The sequence below is a fragment of the Faecalicatena orotica genome (assembly GCF_003149245.1).
In the GTDB taxonomy this organism is placed as follows: Bacteria; Bacillota; Clostridia; order Lachnospirales; family Lachnospiraceae; genus Faecalicatena_A; species Faecalicatena_A orotica.
Map to the genome: position 1 here is coordinate 261,737 of NZ_QGDL01000006.1, position 24,375 is coordinate 286,111.

Annotated in this window: 25 protein-coding genes and 1 other RNA gene; 3 read left to right on the forward strand and 23 right to left on the reverse strand. The window is 42.4% G+C overall.

Annotated elements, in window-relative coordinates:
- Position 1 precedes the first annotated feature (1 nt).
- The 15 genes from A8806_RS11520 to A8806_RS11595 form a co-directional block, all read right to left on the reverse strand.
- Positions 2-910: a sigma-70 family RNA polymerase sigma factor gene (locus A8806_RS11520; RefSeq protein WP_109731343.1), complete on the reverse strand. Its 909-nt coding sequence runs from the start codon at positions 908-910 to the stop codon at positions 2-4.
- 13 nt (positions 911-923) lie between these two features.
- On the reverse strand, positions 924-1,298 hold the full coding sequence (locus A8806_RS11525) for a DUF1492 domain-containing protein (protein ID WP_109731344.1): 375 nt from the start codon (positions 1,296-1,298) through the stop codon (positions 924-926).
- A gap of 53 nt (positions 1,299-1,351) precedes the next feature.
- On the reverse strand, positions 1,352-1,744 hold the full coding sequence (locus A8806_RS11530; protein ID WP_109731345.1) for a hypothetical protein: 393 nt from the start codon (positions 1,742-1,744) through the stop codon (positions 1,352-1,354).
- A gap of 3 nt (positions 1,745-1,747) precedes the next feature.
- Complete coding sequence (locus A8806_RS11535) at positions 1,748-4,813, reverse strand: phage tail tape measure protein (protein ID WP_109731346.1); 3,066 nt, start codon at positions 4,811-4,813, stop codon at positions 1,748-1,750.
- Position 4,814: 1 nt separating this feature from the next.
- Entirely contained in the window at positions 4,815-5,126 is a 312-nt protein-coding gene (locus A8806_RS11540; protein ID WP_109731347.1) for a hypothetical protein, read from the reverse strand.
- Between the two features lie 37 nt (positions 5,127-5,163).
- Complete coding sequence (locus A8806_RS11545; RefSeq protein WP_109731348.1) at positions 5,164-5,631, reverse strand: hypothetical protein; 468 nt, start codon at positions 5,629-5,631, stop codon at positions 5,164-5,166.
- Positions 5,632-5,647: 16 nt separating this feature from the next.
- Positions 5,648-5,887 carry a hypothetical protein gene (locus tag A8806_RS11550; RefSeq protein ID WP_109731349.1) on the reverse strand — a complete coding sequence of 80 codons (240 nt, stop codon included), beginning with the start codon at positions 5,885-5,887 and terminating at the stop codon, positions 5,648-5,650.
- A gap of 279 nt (positions 5,888-6,166) precedes the next feature.
- The gene (locus A8806_RS11555) at positions 6,167-6,358 is read right to left on the reverse strand and encodes a hypothetical protein (protein WP_109731350.1); all 192 of its coding nucleotides are present in this window, start codon (positions 6,356-6,358) and stop codon (positions 6,167-6,169) included.
- 11 nt (positions 6,359-6,369) lie between these two features.
- Positions 6,370-6,804: a hypothetical protein gene (locus tag A8806_RS11560; RefSeq protein WP_109731351.1), complete on the reverse strand. Its 435-nt coding sequence runs from the start codon at positions 6,802-6,804 to the stop codon at positions 6,370-6,372.
- 637 nt (positions 6,805-7,441) lie between these two features.
- The gene (locus A8806_RS11565; protein ID WP_109731352.1) at positions 7,442-7,630 is read right to left on the reverse strand and encodes a hypothetical protein; all 189 of its coding nucleotides are present in this window, start codon (positions 7,628-7,630) and stop codon (positions 7,442-7,444) included.
- Positions 7,631-7,759: 129 nt separating this feature from the next.
- Entirely contained in the window at positions 7,760-8,026 is a 267-nt protein-coding gene (locus A8806_RS11570) for a hypothetical protein (RefSeq protein WP_109731353.1), read from the reverse strand.
- 223 nt (positions 8,027-8,249) lie between these two features.
- Positions 8,250-10,280, reverse strand: coding sequence for a DNA primase family protein (locus A8806_RS11575; protein ID WP_109731354.1), 2,031 nt, complete (start codon positions 10,278-10,280; stop codon positions 8,250-8,252).
- A gap of 230 nt (positions 10,281-10,510) precedes the next feature.
- The gene (locus tag A8806_RS11585) at positions 10,511-10,714 is read right to left on the reverse strand and encodes a helix-turn-helix domain-containing protein (protein WP_109731356.1); all 204 of its coding nucleotides are present in this window, start codon (positions 10,712-10,714) and stop codon (positions 10,511-10,513) included.
- Positions 10,715-10,761: 47 nt separating this feature from the next.
- Positions 10,762-10,830, reverse strand: an RNA gene (locus A8806_RS11590) — hammerhead ribozyme type II.
- A 1-nt stretch (position 10,831) separates the two neighbouring features.
- A complete protein-coding gene (locus tag A8806_RS11595) occupies positions 10,832-11,113 on the reverse strand; it encodes a hypothetical protein (RefSeq protein WP_109731357.1) in 282 nt (93 codons plus the stop codon).
- A gap of 177 nt (positions 11,114-11,290) precedes the next feature.
- Between A8806_RS11595 and A8806_RS11600 the strand changes: the two genes are divergently transcribed.
- From A8806_RS11600 to A8806_RS11610, 3 genes are all read left to right on the forward strand, one after another.
- Positions 11,291-11,740, forward strand: a complete 450-nt coding sequence (locus A8806_RS11600; RefSeq protein ID WP_109731358.1) for a helix-turn-helix domain-containing protein — start codon at positions 11,291-11,293, stop codon at positions 11,738-11,740.
- Positions 11,741-11,896: 156 nt separating this feature from the next.
- A complete protein-coding gene (locus A8806_RS11605) occupies positions 11,897-13,138 on the forward strand; it encodes a site-specific integrase (RefSeq protein WP_181368673.1) in 1,242 nt (413 codons plus the stop codon).
- 232 nt (positions 13,139-13,370) lie between these two features.
- Positions 13,371-14,177: an HAD family hydrolase gene (locus A8806_RS11610; protein ID WP_109731360.1), complete on the forward strand. Its 807-nt coding sequence runs from the start codon at positions 13,371-13,373 to the stop codon at positions 14,175-14,177.
- 50 nt (positions 14,178-14,227) lie between these two features.
- On the opposite strand, the gene A8806_RS11615 is transcribed toward A8806_RS11610, so the two are convergent.
- The 8 genes from A8806_RS11615 to A8806_RS11650 all read right to left on the reverse strand — a co-directional run bounded on the left by A8806_RS11615 (position 14,228) and on the right by A8806_RS11650 (position 24,261).
- Positions 14,228-15,868: a glycoside hydrolase family 43 protein gene (locus A8806_RS11615; RefSeq protein WP_109731361.1), complete on the reverse strand. Its 1,641-nt coding sequence runs from the start codon at positions 15,866-15,868 to the stop codon at positions 14,228-14,230.
- Entirely contained in the window at positions 15,865-17,046 is a 1,182-nt protein-coding gene (locus A8806_RS11620; protein ID WP_109731362.1) for a glycoside hydrolase family 5 protein, read from the reverse strand. Before A8806_RS11620 ends, A8806_RS11615 begins: the two co-directional genes overlap by 4 nt.
- A gap of 24 nt (positions 17,047-17,070) precedes the next feature.
- Positions 17,071-18,429, reverse strand: coding sequence for an MFS transporter (locus tag A8806_RS11625; RefSeq protein ID WP_109731363.1), 1,359 nt, complete (start codon positions 18,427-18,429; stop codon positions 17,071-17,073).
- A 197-nt stretch (positions 18,430-18,626) separates the two neighbouring features.
- Positions 18,627-19,463 (reverse strand): AraC family transcriptional regulator, encoded by an 837-nt coding sequence (locus A8806_RS11630; RefSeq protein ID WP_109731364.1) that lies wholly within the window; start codon positions 19,461-19,463, stop codon positions 18,627-18,629.
- A 78-nt stretch (positions 19,464-19,541) separates the two neighbouring features.
- Positions 19,542-21,017, reverse strand: a complete 1,476-nt coding sequence (locus tag A8806_RS11635) for an FGGY-family carbohydrate kinase (protein ID WP_109731365.1) — start codon at positions 21,015-21,017, stop codon at positions 19,542-19,544.
- Between the two features lie 30 nt (positions 21,018-21,047).
- Entirely contained in the window at positions 21,048-21,980 is a 933-nt protein-coding gene (locus A8806_RS11640) for a transketolase family protein (protein WP_109731366.1), read from the reverse strand.
- Positions 21,980-22,804, reverse strand: a complete 825-nt coding sequence (locus tag A8806_RS11645) for a transketolase (RefSeq protein ID WP_109731367.1) — start codon at positions 22,802-22,804, stop codon at positions 21,980-21,982. The genes A8806_RS11640 and A8806_RS11645 overlap by 1 nt, the downstream gene beginning before the upstream one ends.
- A gap of 56 nt (positions 22,805-22,860) precedes the next feature.
- Positions 22,861-24,261 carry an L-fucose/L-arabinose isomerase family protein gene (locus A8806_RS11650; protein WP_109731368.1) on the reverse strand — a complete coding sequence of 467 codons (1,401 nt, stop codon included), beginning with the start codon at positions 24,259-24,261 and terminating at the stop codon, positions 22,861-22,863.
- Positions 24,262-24,375 lie beyond the last annotated feature (114 nt).

The following is a 24,375-nucleotide window of genomic DNA, read 5'->3' on the forward strand; positions in this document are numbered from 1 at the left end:
ATTACACCACCAAAGACATAATAGAATCATATAAGGATTGACTTTTATTTAATTGTTCTTCAATTCTTATGTTTCTTAATGCCGCCTGTTCTGTGGAAGATGTAAAGGATTTTTTGAAAGAACTCACGCCACCCCGGTACGCATCAGAAGAATTAAAGCCGTAACTTTCCGCAATAGCACGTACATAATCATTTTCTTTTAATACCGAATATGCCGCCCTAAGAAGCCTATACAATTTGTTTCGGTTTACCTTTTCTTCTAATTCAGAATATGGAACATTGTTCTTAAAATGTGCAATGATAATATCTCTTTGTTCTTCATCCAGCTTATTAACCTCATTCCATAATTCATCATTAGAAACAGAATCCAAAATCTGATTTTCAACATTAACACCACTATCCAATGAATTATATACAGAAAGCACTTCACCATCTGAATCAGTTATTGTTGAATCCAAACTTGTACATTCACGTTCTGATATAAGGCGTTCCAATGTACCTATTTTATCAACATCTATATTCAATTCATCACAAATTTCTTTGGTACTAGGGTAGTAACCGTGTTCTTCTTTAAATTCATTTTTATACTTGTGGTACTTGCGTATTTCCCGGTAGGCGTAATCCGGTATTTTTTTCATATGTCTATTATTTGCGAAATATTGAACCATCGACCAATGAACATGATTGACTAAATATGTGGAAAATCTTGTATTTCGTTGATAATCAAAGGCTTTCACGGCATCATATAAAGCGAAATAACATTCTTGCATTAAATCTTCTTCATCAAAACACCGTAGATAAGGTTTAATAATTACCTTCATCAAGCCTTGATTCATTTCATATAATCGTGCCAAATTATCAGTAACATTTATATTATTCTGTATTTCTAATACAATATCTTCATTTGACATTCTTTCACCGCCTTTAATACAGTATTCTTAATAGTTCATCCCCATCACATTTCAAATCTTCTGAATACGCTTTGCCTATATTCAAAGTTGAAGCAATTTCATTATGGTTCATACCGTCCATATACCACATTTTCAATACTTTCTTCATGAAATCATTCCCTTTGATTTTATCAATCCGGCGTTGCAATACTTCTTTTTCTTTTTGGCTTTCTATAATTACATTCTGTAATTCTTTGGCTTCAGAATATAAAAAATCAGCCATTTTATTGTTGTTTATCAGCTTTGAAAATTGAGCAATCCAACATATTTCATTTTTATAGTTGTTCTGGATTTCAGAAAATGCCGGACATATTCCCATAATATACATGGGATTTATTTTCCTTTGCATCACGATTACCCCCTTTGGTAAACCGGGGGACTTGCCCCCGGCATTGGTAATAACTAACCTCTTTTAATAGCGTCCAACAAATCCTTCCTGTAAATTTCCCCTTGAATATTTACATTATTCTGTAAGAAATGCTGACCGGGAACATAGCCGCCGTTTTTGGTTCTATGTCCATATTCAACATGGGGTGCATAGTCTTTCAAGTACCCCATTTCGTCACCCGATAATCCGGCTGAAAGTCGTAACTCGCCATGTGGTGCACCCGGTCTAGTTGCTTCCGTTGATACAGGCGTACCACCAGTAGCCGGGTTGTTATCTTTTGACCGATTGAATATTTCTGTGATGTTTTTCTTAACAACCCCATCGAACCGGATACTGTTCATTTGCTGTAGTTTACTAGCAAGAGTATTAAGTTCATGCTCATTAAATTTCACATTTATTATGCCCATATTCTAACCTCTTTCTTCTCTGTTGTATTGCTTTCCTAATCTTTTGTTAATCAGCGGCGTTAATTCACTTGCTACGGTCTTACCGTTCAGCGTGGAAACGTGTTCAATCTTCACACCGGATAAGGCACTTAACATAGTGCTGGCTAAACGGTCATAATCAATACTTTGTGTATCGTTCCCGGCTACGTTTGCCCTTGCCGCTTCTCTTGCGTACTTGATAGATATATCATGTGGTATTACCTGTGTTCCGTCCGGTAAGTAGGTTAATTCTCCACGCCCACCTTCGTTCATTCGGGCAAATCCACCAGACCAATCTTCAGTACCATGTAAGAGGTAAGGTATTGAACCGATAGAAACACCCGGTATCATGTTAATCACACCGATTGCACTATTGATACCGCTTATGACACCGTTCACGAATCCCTTAACCTGTGATACCAGTTGGGATACAGCGGAAGCCACACCATCGAACACGCCGGACACGAAACTTGTTAAGCCGTTCCAAGCGGACTGAATACCTGTAAAGATACCCTGTATAAAATTACCTACGTTCTGCATCACGCTTGATACCGTAGAATAAATAGAGTTGAACACCCCACCTACGATACCTGTAAGCGTTGAAATCACGGTTGATACCGCTGAAATCGTAGTTGATATGAAATCCGATATATTAGAGAACACACCGGATACGATACTGAAAACAGTTGCAAATATGCCTGTGATTGTGCCGATTATAGTACCTATCACTTTAATAACGGTTGCTATAATATCTGACACAAATGTTACAATCGGTGAAATCACCGCCATAATAGCGGAAATTACACCCCCGATAAATGAAATAATCGGGTTAATAGCGGAAATGATACCGGATATAACCGACACCACCACCGATAAAATATTTGTGATAATTGGTACTAACGCCTGTATTACCGCCATTACCACATTGATTATTGCTATCAATGCTGGCATGATTGCGGTAATCACGTTCATTACCACGGTTACAATATTCGTGATTACTGGTAATAGCGTTTCAATGAGTTGTGCAATCATAGGGGCTAAAGCCGCTACAATCTGCCCTATCATCTGGGCTATCTGTACCAGAAATGGGGCTAACTGATTTATCAGACTGATAAACACCGGAAGCACCGTTGTAATTATCTGGGTAACCGCTGAAATGATACTAGCGATAACCGGAATCAAATTAGCCATAGCCGACTGAATAGCCGGAAGTACAGCGGATACAATACCGCCTATTGTTGTTCCAAGTGTAGTAAATACAGGTACAAGGCTTGAACCGATAGCGGTAACCAACGCCTGTATTTGCGGTGCGAAATTCTGAAACAGTAAAATAACCGCTTTAAGCGGCGGCGATATCAAGCCAATAACCGATATCAGCCCGGAAGAAAAACCACTTGCCCCACTAAGCCCGGAAGAAAAGCCGGAAGTTAAGCCGGAAAAGAAGCCCTTGAACGCTTCCACAACATAACCGATTACTGTTTTAATTGTTCCAAAGATATTGTTGAACACCGGAAGAAGATTCTGAACCGCACCAACAATACCTTCAATCACACCCCCGATTATAGGGGCTACTGTATCAAAAGCCGATTGCAACCCGGAAAAGATATTATCAAACGATATCCCGGATAAGCCATCAACCACACCCTGTATCTTTGTCTTTACAGCGTCCCATACGGTCATAACCCTATCATGGAACGCCTGATTGGTATTCATAAGGTACACGAATCCAGCCGCCAAAGCCGCTACCGCCGCAACCACAATACCAACCGGGGAAGCCACCGCCGCCATAACGGTACATAGTGCCGACATGATATCAGATGTTTTACTCATAATCAGTAACGCCGGGGCGATTGCCGCAACCACCGCACCAATAGCAACGATTGTTTTTTGCGTCCCTTCGTCTAAATTTATAAATCTGTTGGCAAGGTCTGTGATACCCTCAACCAGCGTTGTTACATACGGTGCAAGGGTTTCGCCGATTACAATAGCCGCACCTTCTAAGGTTGATTTCATGATAGTAACTTTACCGGAAAGATTATCCATCATTTTCTCAGCCATATCAGCCGCCGCACTATATCCGGTTGTTTCGTCTGTACACCCGGCGATTGCACCCCTTAACTTCTCAATATCTCCTTCGCCGCTGTTCATCAAGGCAAGGAAGCCACTCATAGCATTTTTACCAACTAAGGTTTCTGCCGCCGCTGTTTTCTCTGATTCTGTCATTTTGGAAAACGCCGCCCGGCAATCTCCCAAAATGTCGTTCAAATCTCTCATTGAACCATCGGCGTTACTTGTGGCTATGGTTACATCACCCAAGTTCTTTCCGGTAAATTTAATATCGCCGGATAAGTTCGTCATAATGGTTCTAAGTGATGTACCAGCCTGTGAAGCCTTAATACCACTATTCGCCATCAATCCTATTGCTTCGGCTGTTTCTTCAGCGGAAAAGCCCATAGCACCAGCGATAGGGGCACAATATTTGAATGTTTCGCCCATCATTGATACATTGGTATTCGCATTGGATGAAGCCGCCGCTAAAATATCTGCAAAATGCCCGGAATCGGAAGCCGACAACCCAAAGGCTGTAAGTGCATCGGTTACGATATCAGAAGTAGTTGCCAAATCTTCGCCGGAAGCCGCCGCAAGGCTCATAATACCGTCAATACCTTGTAACATATCTTCGGTTTTCCAACCAGCCATAGCCATGTATTCCATAGCCTGTCCCGATTCTGTAGCGGAAAACTTCGTTGTCGCACCCATTTCTTTAGCCTTTTCGGTAAGTGCGTCCATATCACTTCCGGTTGCACCGGATATAGCACCCACCTTTGACATTTCTTCTTCAAAACTTGCAAAACTTTTTACACCAACCGCACCAGCGGCACTTGCCGCCGCACTTAATGGGGCAAAAGCCTTAGAGACTGAAGAAAGTTTAGAAGATAACTTATCGAACTTACCGCCCAAATTTTCAATACAGGATTGGCTTTTACTAACCGCACTTTCAAAACCACTTGAATCACCTGTAATTTTCGCCGATAGTGTATAATCAGCCATTCTAATCACCCCCACCCTTTACCGTAAATGGAATATCTGTAACAATCGTTCCGACAACCATACGTTTTATACTTTCTTTGTTTTCCGCTATCAGTTTTCCGGCGATTGTCATAGCGGTTTTTATGCTTATATGCTTTCCTTCAGAATCTACTAACCCGAACGCCAACATTGTTTGAAGTTGGCGGCTATTGTACACCCCTTTAGATATCAAATATGGAATTGAACAATTTAACGTTTGTTCAATTCTACTTACAATATTCATGTTGTATTGCAATGAATATTTATCATTGTTAATTGTGAATAATTCTTTCATGTTCTATCACCTTCTTCATAGAAAAACAGGCGTGAAGTTAATCACGCCATTTTGCATTATTTGGGCTTATTTCAACCTTTTCTACCGTTTCACCACGTTCTTTTGGTGTCCAAATATCTTCTATACTATTTTGAATCCGTTTAATCACATCAGTATAAAATTCTTGATAACCTTCGTCACTTGAATCATGGAAATCTTTTTTTAATAGATTTTTTCCTCTTATCCGTCTTTCGTTCCCACCCATTAAACCGGCGGCAATAGATACACTTTTTTTCATTAAATCTTCTTTTCTCAACAACGCCTGTTTATCAAGTTGTTCTTCCAAATCACTTACAACATCAAACATATTATCTATGAATGTTGCTACTGGTTGCGGAACAATGAAACAGTTTCCATTGATACGAACTTGTTTCAAGCCAATATCATTTGTAATTACGTCAAATGTTTGTTCAGAAGGAAAAAAATCATTTTTCCCTCTTTTCATCATTATTGTTTTTGCACTCATACCGTTACCCCCTTGTTTATGCTTCCAAAAGTTCCATATTATCAGTAATTAACTTTCTACGTTCGTCCGGGTCACGTGTTTTTGCAATTTTTTCAATCACCTGTGCCTTTGTCATTTTTCCCGGCGTAGCGGTTTCAATCATCTGCTGAACATCTTCGTGAAGTGTATCCAGCTTGTTCAATTTCATCTGTTCCATGATTTCACTTTTAATTTCTTTTCTCAATTCCTGTAATTCTTCATCTGTTAAAGTAATCATAATTATTTATCTCCCTTCATGTACTGAATAAATGCGACTACAATAATCGCCAAAATTTCAGCCCCTACAGTTGCCAAAACTCCAAACCAAAACGGATTTACATACATTTTCTTCATCCTCACTTTCCTTATTTTTTCTCAAAACAAAGGGCGTAGGAAACAACTAATTAAAGTCATTTCCCACGCCCTTTGAAAGAACTTACACCGTTTCCGGTGCGGTACTTATGATGTTTCACCTATGTTATACGTGCTGTAGAACATATATATCATATCATATTCTTCATTCACCGTCAATAGAATTTTGACACAAATAGCCAACTTGAAAATATCCCTTGAAAAATTTACCGTTTTTCTGTTTTGGTCTTTTTATGTTATATATCTTCTTTCCAGAATCAGCCGCCATTTTATAAGCGTTGTCAATAAACTGTATCAATTCCTCTTCGGTATCCGCTGAAGCGGTTATTTTTATCATACCATCCCCCCCTATAGAAGCCATTCCGGCGTTACATGGTCATATAACCTTGCACGTGCTTCATTTATCCAGTTTACCCCGGTATATGGTGCAATCTTCCTTGTGGCGTTAATCGAGATGAAATCGGGCATACAGTCCACCACAAAGGGAACGTGTTTCTTGCCCCGGTGCTGGTGCTGTAAATGAACTTTGTTCAATGCTGTTTGAACCAAATACCATTGTTTGTAATTCTCATAGGTTTTTATTTCTTCCGGTGCTGGTATCTCAACTATGTTACCGGAATCACCAATAAATCTAACAAAGATTCTTTCCCTTCCTTCTGGAAATGCTGGATTATCGCCGTAAATATGCAATGCAACAATCGTAATCCTTCCCAAATCTGTAATCGCCTTTATTCCATTCCAGAAATCTTCATCACTCCATAATCGTTCTTCTAATGTTCGCATTGTGTACCCCTTCCTTTTGAAAATTAACTTTCAAATGTTCGCTATATTGTGAAACGTTCGCCCCGATATGAAGCGAACGTTTCATTTTTTCGTTGCACCCTTTTTCATGTTCGGGGTGCAACGCCGGGGGATATTCCAGCCCCCTATTTACAGGCTTTTCAGTGATATGTTCGGTATTCGTCTTTATTGGAAAATAAGGGTTGCACCCCTATTTGAGTTGTTTTGGAAAATCGGCGTTTCAACGTTCGCTATTTGTATTTATTGGAAAATTGAGGGTGCAACGTTTCGCCTATTTGAGTTTTTGGAAAATCGCCCAACGTTCGGTATTCGTATTTTGGAAAACGAACGTTTCATTTGTTTTGTTTTGGAAAATCGCAAGCGAACGTTTCGCCCATTTGTTTGTTTTGGAAATTAACCCCCTTGCTTTAATCCATATGAGAAAATACCACATCAATCATAGGTTAATCTACATTTCCAAATAAAACCGTTATATGAAGCCATATGAAGCCAAAAACAGGGGCTTTGATTGCCTGTAAAATGGGGGCTTTTATCACAATTTATCCAAATGGCAAAAACCCCCATTCATTAAAATTTGCTAAAGTAAAAACCCCCGATTAATTGACATTTTTTAACTTTTTTACCGCTTTGATAATATGCTATCGTTCGCCTGTATAAAAGTAAGTGCCGCTTCTACTGTTGTCATTATTTCCGCTTCGCTGGATTCTGTTGAACTTTCTTCCCATGCTCTTATTAACATATTCAATACCGCCTTTGCCTTCATGTTGTTTTCATCCATTTCACAAATCATTTCTTCTGTAATCGTCATAATATCTCTTTCCCTTCTGCCGGGTTATCTGCTATACTATGTATGGGTTTTTATAGTTTCCGGCTTGAATCTTCCCCGGCTACGCCAATAGCCGGGATTTTTATTTATAGGTTACTTGCATAGTTGTGATTATCTGAAGCCTTGCGGTAACAAATCAGAATCAAATAATGTATTTAGTGCTTCTAATACATCATCATTCATTGTTTCCGGGTAATACATATCAATAACAGGCTGATTGATGAACCTGTAAATATTAAGAATTGCAATCACTTTCATGTCCGCATATGATTTATTACAAGTTGCCACTACTTCATTAACTCCTGTTTCTTCCTGTACTCCCATTTGTAAATACTTGAATTTCTCTTTATCTCCCATGATTATCATGTATTTCTTCACTTTCTCACCTACCTTTTATTTTCGGGTGTGGGTATCGGGTAGCGGTTAGGTAGCGGTTAACGGTTAAATATATATATATTTACTTTTATAAAAATTTTCTCTTTTAGCAGAATAATTTATTTTTATATAAAGAAGTTATCTATAACCGCTACCAACCGCTACCGCCTTATTTTATAAGGGTTTCAACCGCTACCTTTAACCGATACTGAACCGCTACCAACCGCTACTTTGTGACTAACTCAAACACTTTCACATTTTTCTTCTGAATCTTCTTTTGTTTGCTTTCCGTTCCCAATTCTTGATTTACACGCTTTGCAAAAATATTTTTACTAAATGCCATGTGTCCGTTTTCGCTACAAAATACGGTATAACGGCGGTAAACCTCTGCTACAGGTTCATTTATAATTCCTTCGATTTCCCCGGCATCATTTTTGCAATCATCAATGAATGATAGCAACGGATTGTTTTCTATCCGGTAAGCGTCTTTTTCTTCCTGTACCGCATTAGGAACGGTAAATGATTTCCGCTTTAATACTTCTGCTAATCCGTCCAATGCAAGCTGTATGAAATACTCAACGCACTCTTTTTTCTTCAACTTATATTGAATCGCCGGGTCATAATCCGGCGTTTCCGGTGTGAATTTCCCATTGAGTGGAACTATCAGTAATCTTCTTAATGCCGCCCCGGTCGGGTCATTCATCTTAGGAATATTGTTTGAACTGAATATTAAAGTGGGATATGGCTTAAATGTAAACGGTGGTTTCCCCTTTTCTTCGGCGGTTATTGTTTCCCCGGTAACTATTTTCTTGAATAGTGATACATCATCTTTGTACTTGTCTGATATATCGTCACCCAAATTTGCAAGTTTTCCGAATATGTTAGCCGTTCTGAATCTATCCCCCAATTCGGCAAAATCCAAACTTGAATAATTATCATTACCAAGCATACTTTCTATCATGCTGATATAGGTACTCTTTCCGTTATGCTTATCACCTTTTAATATTGCCGCTTGACCACCGCCCAAAGTATTTGAACGATATAGGCAAGCCCCGGCGATTTCTTCCAGCAAATAGCGGATACTTGTATCATTACATGATAGTTTATCAAGAACTTCATCCACCAAATCAGATTTCGCTTCCGGGTTATAATCCCACGGTATTTTATTGGTGATGATATACGCCGGGTTGAACGGTTCAAGGCTATCTGTAGTTACGTCATAAATGCCATTATTGAAAGCAATTTTATTAAAATCGCCCATATCATAATTTTTACAACGAATCCGCATATAGTCTATCACTTCCATTCTTTGGCGTTTCCGTAGGCTGTCTATTTCATCCAACATGATATTTTCAATAGCACTTTCGCCCGGAAGATACACGCCGTTATTGAACACGTGAAGTTGACCGTTGATTTTCTTAATGTGGTACTTGTCAATCAGATATGCCGCAAACTTGTTATGTTGGAAATTGCCGTTTCCAAGGAACTGTGATTCAGCAGTATTGATTGAATCCCATTTTTCACGCCGAATAGCGTTATCAAATTCACCCCCAAGCGGTACGGAAAATAAAAATTGTTCAATCAGTTCAGCGGTTTCTTTGAACTGCTCATAACTGAAGCCGTTCTTTTTTACCGGAATCATATAATTAAACAATGTTTCCTGTCTACCGTCACCGTTACCCATTCCAAGAAAATCATAGGTTTTCTTACTATCTTCAGATAACCGCAAATCATAAAAGGGTATTTCATCTAAAGTGTTATCAGTTTTAACATTACAGTACACCAGTTTTCTTAATGATTTATCATTTTTTGAAAGTGTACCGTATGTATCAGCCGCTTTTACTTCGCCTGTAGCCTTTATGATTCTGTAACCACATTTATAATCAACATGGTCTAAAGATAATAAGGTGACATTCCCGGCATTACTCTTTTGAACTGTATAATTTCTATCGAACCAATAGAAATGACCGCCCCGGCTTTCTGATTCAATCACAACACAATGTTCCTTCTTTGCTTTAGCAATTTTCAGCCTACATTGGAATGCTTCCGGCTTATCATAATCAACCAAAACTATGTGTTGATGTAATGCACCAAGTAACCACGGATATTTTGCGATTGCTTCCTGTAATTCTTTCGGTTCGGTCTTTCCACGTCTTACCTTAGAATCTTCTTCCAGCTTGTCACTTTTACCGCCGCCCGGATAATACCCCCGGAAAAGAACATTTCCCGATTCTTTCAGAAACTTCATTAACTCCATCTTTTCTCACCCCTTCCTGTAATTTATTTTGTCTTAGGTACATCTTAAAAATCCTGTTTAACATATTGCCTGTACTTTTCCATGACTGAATCAGATACGCCGCTTTTGTACAATTTCCGAATATCAGTTATTGTTTCATCCTTCAGCAACTTCAACCAGTCAATCAAATCCTTCCTACTGTTGGCGAAATTACAGCACTTGCCACCAGCGTATTCAATGCGGTATCTCATTTAATCACCATCCATTTCAATCAAATCTTCAACAGGTACATTTAAGGCTTTGGCAATCTTCCCAAGGGTTACAGGTCTAACACTCTTACCAGTGACAACATTTATGTATGTTCCACGTGGTAATTCAGACTTAGATTGCAAATCATTGGAACTCATACAACGGTTAGCCATTGCAATTTGTAACTTCTGTTTGTTTACTATCATTCATACACCTTCTTTCTTTATCATAATTTGCATAGTTAAAATCATTCTTTAGCCTGCCATCATCAGCACCGGGCGGCTATTCCCGGTGGACACCCCTTAATGGGGGTGTTTCGGCTGTTATTTAGTTTTTTCAAAATATGTAAATGATGTAAGTGCAACTTCAGCACATATATCTTCAAATTCAAAATCAATCATGCTTTCTTTACTGCTGTGTTCGTAAATATCTTGTGCAATTTCTATAATATCGTCTGTTGTGATGTTTTCTTTATCTTCTGCCAAATCTCCAAGTAGATGTGAATATTCTTCATTGTTTCCGCAAGTGTACCAATTTCTTTTAATGCACAAATTTCTCAATTCCATAGCACCTATTTTTCTAATCTCTCTGTATCCGTATTTCATAATGATTTCTCCTTTTCGCTTGTTTTTTGTAGACGTTTCATCTATTTCTGTTGACATTCATTTTGAATGTGTTATAATCATATCATACTCGTTTTGATTGTGCAAGTGTTTTTTGATATTCATTTTGATTGTGCTATCTGAAAATACATGATACAATCAAAATTGAGGTGAAATATTATGAGTATAGGAAAAAATATTCAGTTCTATAGAATCAAAATCGGATATACCCAAAAAGAATTATCTGAAAAATTGGGAATCGCAACCGGAACGATTCAACAATACGAACTGGACAAAAGAGAACCCAAGTTTGAAATGATTCAAAGGATTGCGGAAAAATTAGAAACGTCACCATATAATTTATATGGGATTGATGAAGATATTACGGATTTCAATTTTTCTAAAGCCTGTGATTGGTTAGATGAAGCTGGTTATACAGTTGAACCACAAGATGAACACGATTCTGAAAGTGGTGTATATCAAATCTGTTCCTTTGATGAAGGTACGATTTGCCGCCTTGACGCACAAGATATAATTGCTTTGGTGGAAGATTGTAGAAAACAAGCTGAAGCCGATACAGACGAACAAACAGTAAAATACATTAAATTAGCAATCAAGAATCAGAAATAACCGCAATAAAAAACCTGTCCCGGCGGCAACCGAAACAGGATTTTTATAGATGTAACCCATAAACCTAATAAAAGGCTATGCGATACCCTAAGACAATTACAGTATAGCATACCCTTTTATTAAATGCACCATTTTTTGAAAGGATGTGTTATTTTTATGAAAGGTGGAACTAGAAAACGTGGCAAAACATGGTCATATTATTTTGACCTAGGAAAAGTGGACGGTAAGCGGCAAAAGAAAGAGAAGGGCGGCTTTGCTACCAAAAAGGAAGCGGAAGCGGCACTTACTGAAGCACTCAACGAATACAACAACGCCGGATTGGTATTTACCCCATCGGAAGTAACTTTATCAGATTACCTTGATTACTGGATGGAAAATTATTGTTATGTGAATTGCAAATCAAATACCATACGCTCATACAGTCAAATTATTGCAAATCACATTAAGCCGGAATTGGGAAAATACCGTTTGAAATCCATAACCGCCGCCGTTGTTCAAAAATGGTTGAACGATTTAAAGGCTGAAGGATATTCCAAAGGTTCTATTGCTTTGTACCGTGATACCTTATCATGTGCTTTAACTTATGCCGTGAATCCTTTGCAATATATCCAGTTCAACCCATGTATTCAAGTGAAACTTCCCAAATTTGAGACACCAAAGAAAGAAACTCGTTATGTTTTATCGGTTTCAGACTTCCAGAAGATTACAGAACACTTTGATGTTAGCACACCGCATTATATACCGCTTATGATTGGCTTTTATACCGGAATGAGGATTAATGAAGTATTTGCTTTAACATGGGATGATATAGATTTTAACAACCGGACTATATCGGTAAACAAAACCTTGATTAGAGAACAAGCCCCGGCAAAGAATGATTCACCGTGGTTCTTCAATTCTCCAAAAACAATATCATCTAACCGGGTTATAAAATTTGGTGATACCCTCTATAGGGTACTGAAAGAAGCAAAGAAGCAAAAGAACATTCACCGCATGAAGGGCGGTCAAGATTTCATTGAAAACTATATTGAGGAAACCATAAATAAAAACGGTGATGTGGTTAATCACCTTATTCCACATAAGCGTTCAGAAGGTTGTTCTTTTCCTTTGGCTGATATGGTGTGCATTAGAGACACCGGGAAATTCTTCCCGGCTGATACAATGACACATGATTGTACAAGGTACACCAAACAAGAAGGTATCAAATTCAATTTTCATTCCTTGCGGCATACACACGCCACCATGTTAATTGAAAACGGTGCAACGCTGAAAGCCGTACAGGAAAGATTAGGTCATGCCAATGTAACTATTACAATGAGCATATACACCCACAACACCGAAAGCCAAATTGAAGAAACTGTTGGTATCTTTGAAAACCTCACACAAAAAACTTCATAATAGCAAGAATAGGGCTGAAAACGTATATTGTTCAACGTGTTCAGCCCTCTTTTATTGTTCAACCGCCTTTTCGTGTTCAATGGTGGCAAATCGGTGGCAACCGGATAATTTCAGACAGGAAAACACCGTCAAAGTATTGATTTTACGGCATTCTTGAATTTTTGCATTGATAAGTTAAACTTATAAAAATAAATTCAGTATTGTGCTTATTATAAATTGTGAGGATATTCTTATGAGAAAATGTGTTTTCTTTGATGCAGACGGAACAATCTTAGATATCGAAAAAGGAGTCCCATCCGACATAAAGCCGGCCATCCGAAAGCTGACCCAAAACGGCCATCTTGCTTTTTTATGCACCGGAAGAAGCCGGGCTTTCATCCCGAAAGAGGTGGAAGAATTGGGATTTTCGGGTATGATAACCAATCTCGGAGCCTATATGGAATATGAGGGAAACTGTATTTTCCACAGGGAACTTTCCGCTTCTGATGCCAGATTTTCCGTGGACACGCTCCGTAAATGCGGGTTCGTTCCTGTTCTGGAGGGTGCAGATTATATGTACTATGATCAGGACGAATATACGACTGATGTAGATTGGTATGCTGACCTGATTACAAAGGAACTTGGTTCCAGACTTCTTCCGATCAGTGGGAACGAGGACCGGCTCCATTTCAGTAAAATCAGTGCGAAAAAAACTCCCGGCTGTCAGGTGGAGAAAGCCTGCCGGGAGTTGGAACCAATCTTTGATTATATCTGCCATGAAGGCGATTTTGTAGGAAAAACGATTGAATTCATCACAAAAGGTTGTTCAAAAGGTCTGGCTATCGCCGTCATCTGCGGTGTACTGGGAATTGATAAGGCCGATACTTACGCTTTCGGAGACAGCAATAATGATCTGTCGATGTTCGAAGTCGTCCACACCAAGGTTGCTATGGGCAATGCCTCCCGGGAACTGGCCGAAGCGGCTGACTATGTCACGGATACTATGGAACATGGAGGGATTCCGAAGGCTTTAAGGCAGCTCGGACTCATTGGAGTATAGGGGGATGGGGACATTTTCGTATTTTCTGCTTTTATTCAAGATTGTATTAGTTAAATCCCCTCGCCCAAATCTATATACTCCAGAAAATCAAAATCCGCATAGTGCTGGTGCCGCACCCTGTCAGCGCATGTTATTCCCACCATTGTCCCTGTAAATTCGCCGTATTTACAGTATTCATCAGAAAATTTCGTCGTATCAAATTTTCGGCCGATCTTCTGATAATTTTCTCCGTCACAGCTCCACTCAAACCAGGATTCCCTGCCCTGGATGTAGAGTCTCATGTATACGGGAACATCCTCCACCGGGATTCTCGTATTCAGGAACTCGGTCTTCTCCCCGTTTTCCAGATGAATGATGGAAAGCGCGCTCTGCCCCAGTGTCTCGCTATAATATTTTCTGAGATTGATGTAGTTCATGTTGTCATAATATAGGATCAGCCCGGCACTGTGCTGGTGGACTTCCGGGACGAACTCCATTTTTGTCGTGATTCTTGCATGCACGCTTGTGAGTTTTCTCGCGAGAATACTGACCTTATTCAGAGACGTTCTGGACTCCTGTCCCCGGAGTCTTACATATCCCGGCCTTACTTTTACATCTGCAAATGACTGAGGCATGATCCTCGGTGCATAATACCAGATACCGAGTTCCTCTGAATCAAAATCATCGAAATCCGGGATTTGCGGCACCGGATATTCGGGAAGGCTGCTTTCCGGCACTTCCAGCTTCGCCAGATTGCTGCCGTCCGCCATACAAAGCCAGTCATCCTCTGTCCACATCATCTTCTGGATCGCGGTTTCCCGCCCCAGAGTACAGCGCAGCTCCGGTACAAATGGCCGGGACGTGAGATGGACAAGATACACCTCGCCATCTGGCGTTTCCACATAACTTCCATGACCTGATTTCTGCAGGACAGATTCCGGATTATAATACTTCGGTTTCAGATGATCCGGGTCATGCCTTTCATAGGATTCCCCGGGAACCGATGTCACGATCGGATTTTTCGGATCTTTTTCATATGGTCCCCAGACCTGTTTGGCCCTACCCGTTGTGACACAATGATTGTATCCCGTTCCTCCTTCAGCACACATGATGTAATAATATCTGCCTCGTTTTGTCAGGTGTGGTGCCTCAATGCACCCCCTGTCCGTTCCGCCGCTCCAGATTCTCTTCGGATAGCCGAGGATGCTCTTCTGTTTAGGAGAATATTCCACCATACAGATTGCCCCCGGTTTCTCATAGCCTTCGCGCGTTTCCCACTCCAGTGACACGACCCATTTCCTGCCGTCATCATCGTGGAACATGGACGCATCGAATCCTGACGAATGCAGATAAACAGGTTCACTCCACGGCCCCTTGATATCCTTTGCCGTCACCACAAAATTGTCTACATCAAAATACCTTGCATTCATAGAATTCATCACACCATACACAACATAGAACAGATCTTCCTGCTCACAGTATGTCAGGCACGGCGCCCAGATTCCTTTCGCTGATGGAAGTTTCTTCAGGTCAACCTGCACATCATCTGTCAAAACGTGTGTGTAGAGCTCCCAGTTCTTCAAATCGCGGGAATGGTAAACCGGGATTCCCGGAAACCATTCAAATGTAGAAACCGCCAGATAATAGTCTTCCCCTTTCCTGCAAATACACGGGTCCGGGTTAAATCCCGGCAAGATTGGGTTCTGTATCATAATTCGCCCTCCTTTTCATCCTGAAACCAGCCATGTGCAGCGCACTTTCCAAAATCCCACGCATCCCAGCCGATCCATCCTGTTTCATTGACTGTATCCAGAAGCAGCTTATAATTCCAGTAAAAATAACCGCTGCCTTTTCTCCATGCCTGAAGCTGTGCCTCTGCCACTGCCCGGTAAATCTCTTTCTTTTCTTCCTCACTATAGGTCTCTTCTCCTGCCCCTTCGATACCGTTTAAAACAGACTGGCCGCCCTTTGTATCACATCCGCATGCCTGTGAGTTAAAGAGACACCATTCTCCGCATATAACCGGAAAATACTGCTGCATCTCATCCACTGCCTTTTCATAATGTTCTTTGATATATTCCACATAGGCATCTTTATTCTGAGGACATCCATCACTCTCTGCCATCATCAGATACTGGTGTGTATCCAGCACGACATTTTTGAACTCTTCTTCCCTCATGAAGTCTTTCCATGCATAAATATCAAAGCCGTCATGAAATACAATCACCTTATCCTCCGGCAGATATCGACGCATTCTGCGGTAGGCCTCTATATAAAATTTTTTCAGGAACTCAAACGATACCGGCGCACTGCCTGCTGCCATTTCTGCATCTACGGCAGGATAACGCTCTTCAACCTGAAACGTGTCCCATACCGCTGCGGTCAGCGGCTCGTTCACAATCTCGATTCCCCAGAGGCTTTCCCTGTCAGCATACCGCTCAGACAATCTTTCCAGAAGGTTCAGGGTAAACTCCACACTTTCTTCCTGCTGTGCCCATTTACACACCCCGGAAAGGCCGCCGTTGTCAAAACCATTCTGGCTGCCGGGCACTGTATGCAGGTCAATCAGCACTTTCAACCCGTACTTATCCGCCCAGCCAAATGCCTTATCCAGTTCCTCAATGCAGCCGATAAACGGTTTGCAGTCACCAAAGATAAAGTAAGGGACCGGAATACGCACTGCATTCATTCCGTAAGACTTGATAATGGCAAAATCCCGTTCCGTAATATATTCACTGCGGTGTACCCTGATCCGGGCCTCATAGACTTCTTTTGTGAGCTGCCTGGGAAGGTAATATTCATCTTCTGCCGTCGTCCCTTCGAACAAAGCCGGATTCATCCACTTTTCCAGTACAAGCCAGTTTCCTAAATTCACACCTTTTATATACATCACATTCAACCTCGTCTTTCTATGTTAAGCTTCCGCCCGTTTCTTCAGATCCTCGATAATCCCGTCAAATTCCTGATCCAGTTTATAGCCTTTCAGTAAAATGATGATGACCACATAGATCACAATCGGGATAATTGCAAACGCCAGTTTTACTGAGAAAACCGCCCCTGCCGACTGTACCGCAGCCGAATCCACATAACCGCCCATCGAGATAATACCTCCCAGAATTGCAGAACCAAGCCCGTTGCCGATCTTATATCCGAAGCTGCAGGCACTGTTTACAAGGCCCTCTGTACGATTGCCTGTCTTCCACTCGCCGTAATCAATCGTATCGGAAACCATCGCCCACATTGTCGCACCCATGCACGCCGAAGCAACACCGCGCAGTACGCTGCATGCAATAATCAGTACATAATTATCCGTCAAAAGCATCAGGCCAAAACCTATGATGTTCAATACACATCCCGCTATCATAACATTTCTTTTGCCCATCTTCTTTACAAAGAAAGCCACGATAAACATTGTCACGATCTGCGCGATATAGACTGCATTCCCGATTGGCGCAACAAGGTTCTTATCTCCAAGCACCGTCTTTGCAAAATAAACTGTTGCCCCGCCATACAGCGCCATAGACACAAAGATCAGAGCAAGCATGACCGTTACAATAATCCAGTATTTATTTTTCAGGAGGGAAACAAACCCTTCCTTGACTGGAACTGTTTTTTCTTCCCCGTCTTTTACCGCCGGCTTTACACGTTCTTTGCATCCCGCGAAATTAATCAGGAACAGGATAACCGCAATCAGCCCGAACACCCCGAATGTTTTGCTCCAAGCCGCTGCATTGTCCCCGAAAAATTCTACAAATCTTAATGTAAATGTATTGATGAAAAGTGACCCTGCTGTTGCAAGCAGATTACGGAATATACTTAGCACGCTTCTTTCATATGGGTCCTGCGTCATCAGTGCGTTTAAAGAAGAATATGGCACATTGATGGCTGTATAGATCACCGTAGAAACCAGGTTATATGTAATGAACACGTACACCAGCTTCGCATTGGAAGCCCAGCTTGCAGGAACCGAAAACAGAAGGATTCCTGCAAGTGCAAACGGAATACACATCCTTAAAATCCACGGTCTCGCCTTACCAAATCTGGAATGAGTCCGGTCAACAATATTTCCCATAATCAGATCACTGACTCCGTCAAAAACACGTGAAACCAACATGATGATACCGACAGCCCCTGCATTCACACCCGCATAATCTGTATAATACAGAAGCAGAAACCCTGTCATTGCCGTGTAAATAATGTTACATCCCGCGTCTCCGCATCCAAACGCGAAACGCTCAAAAATGGGTAATCCTTTTCTCTTTTTCTGTTCCATCAGAACAATCCTCCTTAATTCCTCTCATCTGTTAATCAGGCAGGTAATTAAGCTTCAGGGCCCCGTAAGCTTTCATTTCCTTTTATGGTTATATTTTAGCAATTCCGGCGGCCGGATATAAGGATGTAAACAAACGAAAAAATAGGTCGATACAAACTTTTTTGTATCGACCCATATTTTTACTTTACTACACCATGCTACTGTGTTCTTGCCTCCCGCGGAGTACATCCGTATACTTCGCGGAACATCCTGCGGAAAACCTTATCATTATAAAATCCATGCTTTATCTGGATATCTTTGACCGGCATGTTTGTGTTCAGAAGATCCACATAAATCTTCTCCAGTCTTACCATATTCAGGTATTCGAGAAAAGTCATCCCCATGTTTGCCTTAAAAAATCTGGAGAAATAAATCTCATTGAGTCCCACTTTTCCCGCTATCTCCGCAATCGAAATCTGCTCCGTATAATGACTCTCCACATACTCCATAATCTCCTGGATACGTTCCAGATTCTTTTGGTTTTTCTGCTGTTCCTTTCGGTCTACTTTGTAAGAGAACGAGTGGATCAGAATATAAATCACCTCAAAGATCAGGCTGTAGCACCGAAAAACGTACCCTTCCGCCTGAAACTGATAATTAATCCATAAATCCTGAAGTGTACTGCGGATATTAGCCAGTTTAGTCTGCACCCTTGGATCTTTTGACTCCAGATCCACGGCAAACGAAAAATCCCTGATATCCGGCATAAACTTCTCCAGAAACGATGTCGGAATCTGAAGCAGAATCGCCGTATTCCCGTTCATGCAGCGTGTCGAGTGAATACTCATCGGGTTGATCACGACAAAATCATTCTCTCTTAACTTCATTGACCTGTTATTCACCTGAATCTCCAGATCCCCGTGGATCAGATAAACAATCTCAATCCAGTCGTGGAAATGCTTATTAATTACTGTCTGCCCGGGATCAATGAAGAAATCCAGATGCAGGTCAAGCATTTCATTTTTATCAATAAACTCGTGACGGTATTCTTCCATAATGCATCCTCTTCATATAAACAAAAGTGTTTACATAAACCATAGCATAATGAAGGCGATTTATCAATTAATAGCTGTCTACAGCACTTTCCCCACAGCCTCTTTCCAGCCGGTGATCTTTTTTTCTCTTCTTCTTGCCGTCATCTTCGGTGTATATCTTTCCCTCTTCATCTGTTCGAACACATCCGGGGCGAATACCCCCAGCGCGATTCCCGCCGCATAGGCAGCGCCGATCCCGGACAGTTCTTCAGCATCCGGCACAAGTACTTCGGCATCCAGGACATCGCTTTGGAACTGCATTAGATACTGGTTTTTTGTAGGTCCGCCGTCGACTCTGAGCTGTACTGCATCCAGCCCGGCATCCTGGCTCATGGCCTGAACAATATCCATGATCTGATATGCGATACATTCGGTACATGCCCGGACGATTTCGGCCCGTCTGGTCGTTCTTGTGATCCCGCTCAGCATCCCCTTTGCACAGCTGTTCCAATAGGGCGCCCCGAGTCCGGTAAACGCCGGAATGAAATAGAGTTCATCGTCTGGTTCTGCTTCCCTGCAGAGGCCTTCTGTCTCTCCCGGTGAGCTGATTAACTGGACTTCATCCTTCAGCCAGCTGATGACCGCCCCGGTATAGTTGATATTTCCCTCCAGCACATAATTCACTTTCCCATTTATCTTCCATGCCAGAGAGGTAACCACACCATGTGTGCTCATGACAGGCTTTTCACCTGTGTTCATCATGATAGAAGAACCCGTGCCATAGGTCGTTTTCATCATCCCCGGTTCCAGACACCCCTGCCCGAACAGGGCTCCGTGGGAATCTCCCAGAACCCCGCTGATGGGGACTTCATGAGGCAGCACACCTCCGAAATCTGTCATCCCGAAACAGCTGTCGGAATCACATACCTCAGCCAGACTGTCCGACGAAATACCGAAGATGGAGCAGATTTCTTCATCCCATTTCAATGTATGGATGTTGAACAGCTGGGTTCTGGATGCATTAGAATAATCCGTTTTATAAGCCTTCCCGTTCGTCAGTTTATATACAAGCCACGTGTCAACGGTCCCGAAACAAAGTCTCCCGTCTGCTGCTTTTTCTTTCGCTCCTACTGTATTTTCCAACAGCCATGCAAACTTGGATGCCGGGAAATACGGGGAAAGTTTCAGCCCCGTGCTTCTGCATATCAGCTCTCCATGCCCTTCCTTCTCCACTTTTTCGCAGACACCCTGGGCGCGGGCGCACTGCCATACAATGGCATCTGCCGCCGGTTTCCCGGTTATAGAATCCCAGATCAGAGAGGTTTCCCTCTGATTACTGATTCCTACCCCGGCAACCTTTTCCCTGTCAATATCTGCTTTCTCCAGAAGATCCTGTACAACACGGACCGTATTATGATAAATTTCCTCCGGGTCATGGGACACCCATCCGGATTCATTTACAATCTGCCTGTGGGATAAATCAGAGCGCTCCAGAAGTTTACCCCCGCCGCTGAACAGTAAAGCTTTTGTGCCCTGTGTACTCTGGTCTATACTGATAATATATTGATCCTGCATTTTTGCCTCCTGTAATATGCCGGCAGCCGGTTACGCAATCGCTTCTTTTACTTTGGCTGCAATCCCCTGTGCATTTAATCCGTAGTAATCAAACACTTCCTTTGAAGTCCCTGTAATAACCGGGGCATCTGGAAGAGACATATTCAATACCTTTTTCGGGCACTCCCTTGAGACTACCTGTGCAACCATTGAGCCAAGACCTCCGAAGGGTGCATGTTCTTCCACCGTAACCACGCCCTTTGCGCCAGATGCCGCCTTAATTACCGCTGCTTCATCCAGTGGTTTCACACAGTACATATCAATCACGGACACATGGATGCCCTCCTTCGCAAGAAGCTCTGCCGCATCTTTTGCAGGACCAACCATTTCCCCGCATGCGATAACCGCTGCGTCTTCGCCCTCTGTCACGAATGTAGCCTTATCCATTTCAAACGGCACGTTATTTTCCTCATATACCGCATCTACTGCATTTCTTCCGACACGGATATACGCCGGTTTCTCATCCTCCAGGAGTGCTTCTGTCAGTGCCTTTGTCTGGAGGTAATCGCTCGGGATATAGACACGCATATTGGGGATTGCGCTCATAGCCGCGATATCCTGTGCAGAATGATGGCTCATTCCGAGAGCTCCGTAGCTGACACCGCCGCTGATGCCTATCAGCTTCACATTCGTATTGGAGTATGCGGCATCCACCTTGCACTGTTCATAACTTCTCGTAGACAAAAAACATGCCGGAGAAACTGCATAAGCTTTCTTACCGCATTTTGCAAGACCTGCCGCAATACTGACCAGGTTCTGTTCGGCAATCCCGGTTTCCACGAACTGCTCCGGATACTGGTCTGCAAACGAAGTAAAAGAACCACTCCCTCTGGAATCGCTGCACAGGGCCACAATACTCTTATCCTGAACCGCATGTTCCATCAATACTTCACAAATCATCTGTTTATTTGCTATTTTTCCCATTATTCTGCTGCCTCCTTTGCCTGTTCTAAGTCTTTCATTATCTGTGTATATTCTTCGTCCGTGGGTACTTTATGGTGCCAGGCCGCTTTATTTTCCATGATTGGGGAACCTTTTCCCTTTACCGTGTTAGCAATCAGGACAGTCGGTTTTCCTTTCACTGTCTTTGCTTCTTCAAAAGCCGCTTTCAGTTCATCGATATTATTGCCGTCGGCCACATCGATTACGTGCCAGCCAAAGCTTCTGAAACGTTCATGCAGATCATCATGCGCCATTACCTCTTCCGTACCACCTGAAATCTGCAGACGGTTCCTGTCAACCACCGCGCAGAGATTATCCAGCTTATAATGACTTGCCGCCATTGCGCCTTCCCACACAGAACCCTCCGCCAGTTCCCCGTCGCCCATAACGGTATAGACCCTGTAAGACCTGTCATCCATTTTTCCTGCCTTTGCCATCCCTACACAGACCGGAAGTCCATGTCCGAGGGAGCCGGAATTCATTTCGATTCCAGGCAGTTTATTGTTTGGGTGTCCGATGAATTTTGATCCAAACTTACTAAATTCTTTGTGCAGCTGCTCCTTCGGGAAAAAACCTTTTTCTGCCAGAACGGAGTAATAAGCCTCTACAGAATGTCCCTTGCTCATGACAAATAAATCCCTGTCCGGTGAATCCATGTTTTCCGGGCCAATATGCATCTGGTCAAAATACAGCTCTGTCAAAATTTCCATCACACTCATGTCCCCGCCGATATGTCCTGCCTTTCCCGCACGGATCAAATCTACGGTGTCTTCTCTCAGCTTATATGCCAATGCTTTTAAATTCATTCTAATTTCACCTTTCCTTCTATTATTTATGCGTTGTTCCAAACTTGGCAGCAGAATCATTCTCCGCGGAGATATGCCCTTACTTCTTCCTCAATCGGATCATACAAATCCGGTTTTACACCTATATATTTACAAGCCTCATAGAGCACCGGCACAACATCTCTGTGGATTCCTACACAGTGGTGAATGTATGGCCCCTCCACAATCTTCGCCTCCAGACGCTTGATATTCTCCACTTCAACCCAGAGATAAGTTCCCATCCCTTTCGGGCCGTCCACGCCCTTTGCTCTTCCGAGGAGCAGGGAGTATTCCCCGTTGTCCCCGTCAAACCGGCAGAGTGTTACATCACCGTGTTTTGCCTCTGCCGTCAGACTTCCCGGATGATCAAATGCGAGCGGATAGGTAAGCTTTGGCTTTTCTTTTGCAACAGAAACCGGCCACGGTCCGCAGTGCTGGAGCAGTTCCCCGTTGGCAATATCCGGGTGTCTGATTGTCCAGTCCGCAAAGAACCCCCTCGCCTCATCCATGCCTGCCGCTTCAACCATCAATGCAGTAACCGCACCGTGGATATCCGTTTCACAGACAACCGGGATTCCTTCTTCATTTAAAATCGCATTGGCTGCGCACGGCATTACCCCGAGTTCCGTCTGCAGGGCATTCCAGCACTGGATTGCCGCAGCCTGGCAGCCATATTTTGTTACAAGGTGCTTCATGGCAACAGCGAGCGCCGCAACATTTTCTGTCTGGAGCTCCTGAATCTGCACGTCCATCGTCTCGTGGATGTATGCAGTCATCGCTTCCAGTTCACTCTTCTCTGCCTTTACCGCCCTGACTTCTTCTACCAGCTCTGTCATCGGTACCGGCGCCAGCTGGACATTGAATTTCTCCAGAAGCTCTCCTTCGTTGCACATCGTTGTCCAGAAATCAAACGGTCTTGTAGAAATCTGGAGAATCCGGATATTACGGAACGTTTTTACTACATTGCAGACCGCCAGAAAGTCTCTTAAGCCCCGCTCGAATACCGGGTCATTCAGACGGCAGTTTGTAAGATATGTAAACGGGATCTGGAATCTCCTGAGTACTTTTCCCGTTGCAAACAAACCGCACTGCGTATCCCTGAGTCTTGTTCCGTCCGGTTCCGGGCGCTCATCCAGCGGTCCCCAGAGGAGAACCGGGACATTCAGTTTCTTCGCCAGCCTTGCACAGACATACTCCGTACCGAAATTACAATGAGGCAGCATCAGGCCATCAACACCCTCTGCAATAAATTTGGCTGCTATTTTCTCGACATCATGATCGTCATACAAAAGCCCTTCTTCATTGATATCTGTAATATCTATGAAATCAATTCCCAGCTCTTCCAGACGTTTTGCTGTCAGCCCCCGGAACTTAACCGCATCCGGTGCACTGAAGATGCTCCTTCTTGTCGGTGCAAAGCCTAACTTAATTTTCTTCATTTTACTTCCTCCTTAACAACGTCCTGTTCCATGAACAGGTGAGTGGCTTTTCTTTGTTACTTGCAGTATATAATTCGCAAAGCTTAATTTCATCCAATTATTCAGCATAATTAA